Annotated in this window: 5 protein-coding genes; 1 reads left to right on the plus strand and 4 read right to left on the minus strand. The window is 73.7% G+C overall.

The window, feature by feature from the left end; all coding sequences use genetic code 11:
* On the minus strand, positions 1-1,360 hold a 1,360-nt coding region (locus tag EF918_RS30190), incomplete at its 3' end, for a diaminobutyrate--2-oxoglutarate transaminase family protein (RefSeq protein ID WP_185921987.1).
* A gap of 256 nt (positions 1,361-1,616) precedes the next feature.
* Here EF918_RS30190 and EF918_RS30195 point away from each other — a divergent pair.
* On the plus strand, positions 1,617-2,786 hold the full coding sequence (locus EF918_RS30195) for a serine protease (protein ID WP_125652113.1): 1,170 nt from the start codon (positions 1,617-1,619) through the stop codon (positions 2,784-2,786).
* Positions 2,787-2,868: 82 nt separating this feature from the next.
* Here the strand turns inward: EF918_RS30195 and hflX are convergent, their stop codons facing one another.
* The 3 genes from hflX to EF918_RS30210 all read right to left on the minus strand — a co-directional run.
* A complete protein-coding gene (gene hflX, locus EF918_RS30200) occupies positions 2,869-4,350 on the minus strand; it encodes a GTPase HflX (protein ID WP_125652114.1) in 1,482 nt (493 codons plus the stop codon).
* A gap of 114 nt (positions 4,351-4,464) precedes the next feature.
* On the minus strand, positions 4,465-5,931 hold the full coding sequence (locus tag EF918_RS30205; protein ID WP_125652115.1) for a M1 family metallopeptidase: 1,467 nt from the start codon (positions 5,929-5,931) through the stop codon (positions 4,465-4,467).
* A gap of 137 nt (positions 5,932-6,068) precedes the next feature.
* Positions 6,069-6,967: TGS domain-containing protein (locus EF918_RS30210; protein WP_148141281.1), on the minus strand; the 899-nt coding region annotated here is incomplete at its 5' end.

Consider the following 6,967-nt stretch of genomic DNA (forward strand, 5'->3'; position numbering starts at 1 on the left):
GGCCCGGGGTGGGGGGTCGGGTCGCGGGCAGGGTGTCCAAGGCGTCGGCCAGGCGGTCCAGGACGGCGGTGGCTTGTTCGTCGGTGAGGGTCAGGGGCGGCAGCAGGCGCACCACGCTCTGGTGGCGTCCGCCGAGTTCCACGATCAGGCCCCGGTCCAGGCAGGCCCGGCGCACTGCGGCGGCGAGGTGCGGGGCCGCCGGTGCCGGGCCGGAGTCGTTCTCGGGGGCGTCGGGGTCGACGAGTTCGAGGCCGATCATCAGGCCCCGGCCGCGTACGTCGCCGACGTACGGGTGGGAGGCGGTCAGCCCGTGCAGGGCGGCGAGCATCCGCGCGCCGAGCGCGGCGGCGCGCTCGGCGAGCCGGTTCTCGCGGACGTAGGCGAGGGTGGCGGTGCCGGCGGCCATGGCGAGCTGGTTCCCGCGGAACGTTCCGGCATGCGCGCCGGGCTGCCAGACGTCCAGCTCGGCCCGGTAGACCACGGCGGCGAGCGGGAGGCTGCCGCCGATGGCCTTGGACAGCACCATCACGTCGGGGACCACCCCGGCGTGGTCGACGCCCCAGAAGGCCCCGGTGCGTCCGACGCCGGTCTGCACCTCGTCGGCGATCAGCGGGATGCCGCGGGCCTCGGTGATCTCCCGCATCCGGCGCAGCCAGTCGTCGGGGGCGGGCACCACGCCGCCCTCGCCCTGGACGGGTTCGAGGATCATCCCGGCGGGTGCGGGCACCCCGCCCTTGGGGTCGTCGAGGAGGTGCTCGGTCCAGCGGGCGCACAGCGCCGCCCCTTCGGCGCCGCCGACGCCGAAGGGGCAGCGGTGGTCGCTGGGGTAGGGCAGCCGGGTCACGCGGACGCCCTCGGCCCCGCCGGAGGCGTCCAGGGACCCGGTGGTCATGCCGTGGTAGGCGCCGGTGAAGGCCAGCAGTCCGGTGCGGCCGGTGGCGGTGCGGACCAGGCGCAGGGCGGCTTCGACGGCGTCGGTGCCGGCCGGTCCGCAGAACTGGATGCGGGCGTTCTCGGCGAGCCCGGGCGGCAGGTTCGTGAACAGCTCGGTGACGAAGGCGTCCTTGAGGGGCGTGGCGAGGTCGAGGACCTGCAGGGGCGCGCCCGAGTCGATGACCCGGCGGACGGCTTCGAGGACCACGGGATGGTTGTGGCCGAGGGCGAGGGCGCCCGCGCCGGAGAGGCAGTCGAGGTAGCGGCGCCCGTCGGCGCCCTCGATGGTGAGCCCGCGGGCCCGCACCGGCACGATCGGCAGCGAGCGGGCGTACGTCCGCGCGGCGGACTCGCGCTGCGACTGCCGGCGCAGGATCGCGTCCCGCTCCGCGCCGCCCTGGGCGGGTGGTGCGGGCGAGGGGGTCAAGGCGGCCGCGGCTGCGGCCTGTCCGGTCGTCACGGCCACGACTGTCGGTCCTCCCGCGTGAGTTGCCGGGCGCCGCGAGGCGCCCGCGCGCCCGGCCGGCGCACATCCCCCGTACGTACCAACGACGGTGGGCCCGGCCGATCACGGGTCGGTCGAAGATCCTTGCAACCGCGGACCCGGGCTCCGGCGTCCTGGGCGGCGACGGCATAGTGGGGTGCTCAACTTCGCGCATCGACCCACCAGGGGGATTGACGACATGCGACCGAACCGACCGGTCACCGCAGTACTGTGCGCGGCCGCGCTCGCGCTGACCGCAGCGGCCTGTGGGCCCGGCGGCGGGGAGGGCGGCGGCGACGCCAAGCCGACGGACGTGGCGGCGAGCACGCCGACCGACGGGATCAAGATCCCGGACCAGCTCAAGGACAAGCTCAAGCAGCACGGCGTCGACCTGGACAAGTGGAAGGGCGGTGCCTGGAAGAACTGGAAGAAGGACGACTGGCTCCGCGAGGCCAACGACTTCATCAACCCGATCATCGAGGACCTGTGGGACCCGGACCGGATGCGTGACGCCCAGCGTCCCGACAAGCCGGTGACCGACCCCGACCTGGGCAAGGACCAGGGCGTCACCGACCCGACGCCGGCGCCGGTCAACGCCAAGGCGCTGGGGACGCCGTACCACCAGAGCGTCCCCGAGGCGGGCAAGGTGTTCTTCGACGGCCCCGAGGGCTCGATGGTCTGCTCGGCGACGGTCGTGAAGGACCCGGCGCACCCGGGCAGGTCCAACATGGTCTGGACGGCCGGACACTGCGTGCACGCGGGCAAGGCGGGCGGCTGGTACCGCAACATCGCCTTCGTGCCGTCGTACAACAACGCGGGCAGGACGCAGGCGCAGCTCAAGGGTGCCAAGCGGGACGAGGTGGCCCCGTACGGCGTGTGGTGGAGCGACTGGGCGCAGACGTCGGACCAGTGGATCGCCCAGGGCGGCCCGACCGGTGGCCAGGGTGCCCCGTACGACTTCGCGGTGCTGCACGTGACGCCGGAGAAGGGCAGCTCCAAGTCGCTGGAGGAGACGGTCGGTTCGGCGCTGCCGGTGGAGTTCAACGCCCCGGCCGTGCAGAAGGTCGCGAGCATCACGGCCACCGGCTACCCGGCGGCGGCGCCGTTCGACGGGCAGCGGGCCTTCCAGTGCGCCGACAAGCCGGGCCGGCTGTCGCTGAACGGGAACGACCCGGTGATGTACCGCATCGGTTGCACGATGACCGGTGGCTCCTCGGGCGGCGGCTGGGTCGCGGCGGGTGCCGACGGCAAGCCGGCGCTGGTGTCGAACACCTCCATCGGCCCGGCCAAGGCGGGCTGGCTGGCGGGTCCGCGGCTGGGTCCGGAGGCCAAGGCGGTCTTCGAGGCGGTCAGCCGCAAGTTCAAGTAGGACCGGGGCAGGACGACACCCGGGCAGGACGAACGCCGGAGGGCCCCCGCACCAGGTGCGGGGGCCCTCCGGCTTTTTGTCGTCAGTGCCGGGCCGGCACGTACGGAGCGAGGTCGGCCGCCAGCTCCTGGTGGACCCGGGCCTTGAGCAGGGTGCCCTCCGGGGTGTGCTCCTCGGAGATCACCTCGCCCTCGGCGTGGGCGCGGGCGACCAGGGCGCCGCGGGTGTACGGCACCAGGGCCTCCACCTCGACCTCGGGTCGCGGCAGCTCGGCGTCGATGAGTTCGAGCAGCTCCTCCATGCCGAGGCCGGTGCGGGCCGAGACGGCGATGGAGTGCTTCTCGATCCGCAGCAGCCGCTGGAGCACCAGCGGGTCGGCCGCGTCCGCCTTGTTGATCACCACGATCTCGGGGACGTCGACCGCCCCGACCTCGCGGATGACCTCGCGGACGGCCGCCAGCTGCTCCTCCGGCGCCGGGTGCGCGCCGTCCACCACGTGCAGGATGAGATCGGAGTCGCCGACCTCCTCCATGGTGGAGCGGAACGCCTCGACCAGGTGGTGGGGCAGGTGCCGGACGAATCCGACGGTGTCGGCCAGCGTGTAGACGCGGCCGCTGGGCGTCTCGGCCCGGCGCACGGTCGGGTCGAGGGTGGCGAACAGGGCGTTCTCCACCAGCACGCCCGCGCCGGTGAGCCGGTTGAGCAGGGAGGACTTGCCGGCGTTGGTGTAGCCGGCGATGGCGACCGAGGGCACCTTGTTGCGGCGGCGTTCCTGCCGCTTGAGGTCGCGGCCGGTCTTCATCTCCGCGATCTCCCGGCGCATCTTCGCCATCTTCTCGCGGATCCGTCGCCGGTCGGTCTCGATCTTGGTCTCACCGGGACCGCGGGTGGCGAGGCCGCCGCCCTTGCCGCCGCCCATCTGACGGGACAGCGACTGACCCCAGCCGCGCAGGCGCGGCAGCATGTACTGCATCTGCGCGAGCGAGACCTGTGCCTTGCCCTCGCGGGACTTGGCGTGCTGGGCGAAGATGTCGAGGATCAAGGCGGTCCGGTCGATCACCTTGACCTTGACGACGTCTTCGAGCGCGATCAGCTGGCCGGGGCTGAGCTCGCCGTCGCAGACGACGGTGTCGGCTCCGGTCTCGACGACGATGTCGGCGAGCTCGCGGGCCTTGCCGGAACCGATGAAGGTGGCCGGGTCGGGCTTGTCGCGGCGCTGGACGACACCGTCGAGGACGAGGGCGCCGGCCGTCTCGGCGAGGGCGGCGAGCTCCGCGAGGGAGTTCTCCGCATCCTGCACCGTGCCGGAGGTCCAGACGCCGACGAGCACCACGCGCTCCAGGCGGAGCTGTCGGTACTCGACCTCGGTGACGTCCTCGAGCTCGGTGGACAGGCCCGCGACCCTGCGGAGGGCGGCGCGCTCGGAGCGGTCGAACTGGTCGCCGTCCCGCTCCCCGTCGATCCCCTGGCTCCAGGCGACGTCCTCTTCCATCAGGGCATCGGCCCGAAGGCTTCCGGTCAAGCTCTGCGCGTCCTGTGAGGAGGAAGAAGAAGAGGAGGTCATTGGATCCTTACGTCGGTATACGAGTGGTGTACGGGTACAACGTGTCACACCGGCCGGGGATTCCCGCGGGTGGCCCGTCGACCCCTCGATGGTGACATGCCCGTTCCTGCGGGGTCACACGCTTTTCGGGGTGCTCCACTCCGGGTGGCCCGGCATCGGCGGGGTGGTTCTGCCGTACAGCCAGGGCTGGAGGAAGGACGAGAGGTCGGTCCCGGCCTCCTGGGAGGCCATGCGGACGAAGTCGGCGGTGCCGGCGACGGAGTCGGCGTGCTCGGCGACCCAGCGGCGCTCCAGCCGGTCGAAGGCGGCGGTGCCGATCTTCTGCCGCAGGGCGTACAGGACCAGGGCGGCGCCGTCGTAGACCACCGGCCGGAACAGCCCGATCTTCTCCCCCGGCGCGGCCGCCTTGGGCGCGGCGGGCGGGCCGCCGGCGGCCCGCCACTGGTCGGAGCGCTGGTACGCCTCGCGCATGCGCCGCTCCAGGGAGTACTTGCCGAGGCCGTCGGCGTAGAGGGCCTCGTACCAGGTGGCGTGGCCCTCGTTGAGCCACAGGTCGGACCAGGTGCGCGGGGTGACGCTGTCGCCGAACCACTGGTGGGCGAGCTCGTGGACCATGATCGACTCGACGTACCACTCGGGGTAGCCGGTGTCGGTGAAGACGTTCCGTTCGAACAGCGACAGGGTCTGGGTCTCCAGCTCGAAGCCGGTGGAGGCGCGCGCGATCAGGACCCCGTACGTCTCGAAGGGGTAGCGGCCGACCCGCTGCTCCATCCAGGAGAGCTGGTCGGGGGTCTTGGCCAGCCACTTCTCCAGCCGCTCGCGGTCGGCGGCCGGGACCACGTCGCGCACCGGCAGGCCGTGCGGTCCGGTGCGCCGGACGACGGCGGAGTCGCCGATGGAGACCTGGGCGAGTTCGGTGGCCATGGGGTGGTGGGTGCGGTAGGTCCAGGTGGTCCCGGCGGCGGCGCCGGGGCGGGCCCCGACGGCCCGGTGGGCGGGCAGGTCGGGCAGCCCGTTGGCGACGGCGGTCAGGCCCTCGGGGACGGTGATCCGGAAGGTGTAGTACGCCTTGTCCGCGGGGTGGTCGTTGCACGGGAAGACCCGGTGCGCGGCGTCCGCCTGGTTGGCCATGGCCAGCCCGTCGCCGGTGGTCACCCAGCCGCCGTCGGCCCGGCCGCGGGGGTCGCTGGTGTGCCGGACGGTGATGTGCAGCGGGACGCCCTCGGGCAGCGGGGTGCGGGGGGTGAGGACCAGGTCCTCGCCCGCGCTCTGGAACGTCGCGGGCTCGCCGTTGACCTCGGCGGCGGCGACCGTGCCGTGGGTGAAGTCCAGGTTGATCCGCTCCAGCGGCTCCAGGGTCCTGGCACTGATCACGGTGACGGCGTCGAGCGGTTCCTTGTTGCTGCGGTAGGTGAAGGACAGGTCGTACGCGAGGACGTCGTACCCGGGGTTCCCGAGCTCGGGGAAGAGCCGGTCACCGATGCCCAGGGCCTGCGGGGGCGGCGGCAGCACGGCGGCGACGAGGGTCAGGGAGGCGGCGGCGAGCAGCCCGGCGCGCAGTCGGGCGGAGGTGAGGCGCATCCCCCACCGCATACCAGGGGCCCCGCCACGCCCGGGCACGACGCGCGGCGGGACCACCCGAAGGAGACCCCCGGCGGGAGCCGGAGGAGTACGGTCCGGCGACGGGACGGGACGGTCGGGGCGAGGCGGGACCGTGGCTAGGCGCGGCTGACGTCGTAGACGCCGGGGACGTCGCGCATGGCGCGCATCAGGGCGGGCAGGGTGGTCGCGTCGCGCAGGTGCAGGGTGTACGAGTGCCGGACCCGGCCTTCGACGGGCGGTTCGACGGTGGCGGAGATGACCTCGACGTGCAGCCGGGCGATGGCCTCGGTGAGGTCGGCCAGCAGATGGGGGCGGCCGAACGATTCGGCGACCAGGGTGACCCGGCAGTCGGCGGTGGCCCGCCAGTGCACGGCGACCGGGGTGCGCCCGCGGGCGCGCATCTCGCACGCCACGGCGCACTCCGTGCGGTGCACGGTGACGGCGCCGCCGCGGACGACGAAGCCGGCGACCGCGTCGGGGGGCACCGGGGTGCAGCAGCCGGCCAGCCGGACATGGGCGTCGGGCAGGTCGGCGACGGCGTTGCCGCTGCCGGGCCGCAGGTTGACGACGGTCAGCGGGGCCCGCGGGGCGGCCTGGGCCGGTCGGGTGCTGCCGGGGTGGGCCCGTAGCCAGCCGCCGATGGCGATCCGGGCGGCGGGGGTACGGGCGTGCTCCAGCCAGTCGGCGGCGGGTCCGGCGGCGGGGTCGCTGCCGAGCAGGAGCTGCACGGTGTCGCCGTCGGCCAGGGCGCTGGCCAGGGAGGTGAGCCGGCCGTTGACGCGGGCCCCGATACAGCCGTGGGCGGCCTCGCCGTGCTGGGCGTAGGCCGCGTCGATACAGGTGGCGCCCGCCGGCAGGCTGATGGTGGTGCCGGGGCCGTCGCCGCCGGTCAGGAAGACGGTGATCTCGCGGTCCTGCGCGAGGTCCTCGCGCAGCGAGCTCCAGAAGGTGTCGGGGTCGGGCGCGGACTGCTGCCATTCCAGCAGCCGGCGCAGCCAGCCCGGCCGGGTGGGGT

This window comes from Streptomyces sp. WAC06614, assembly GCF_003949795.1.
GTDB lineage: Bacteria > Actinomycetota > Actinomycetes > Streptomycetales > Streptomycetaceae > Streptomyces.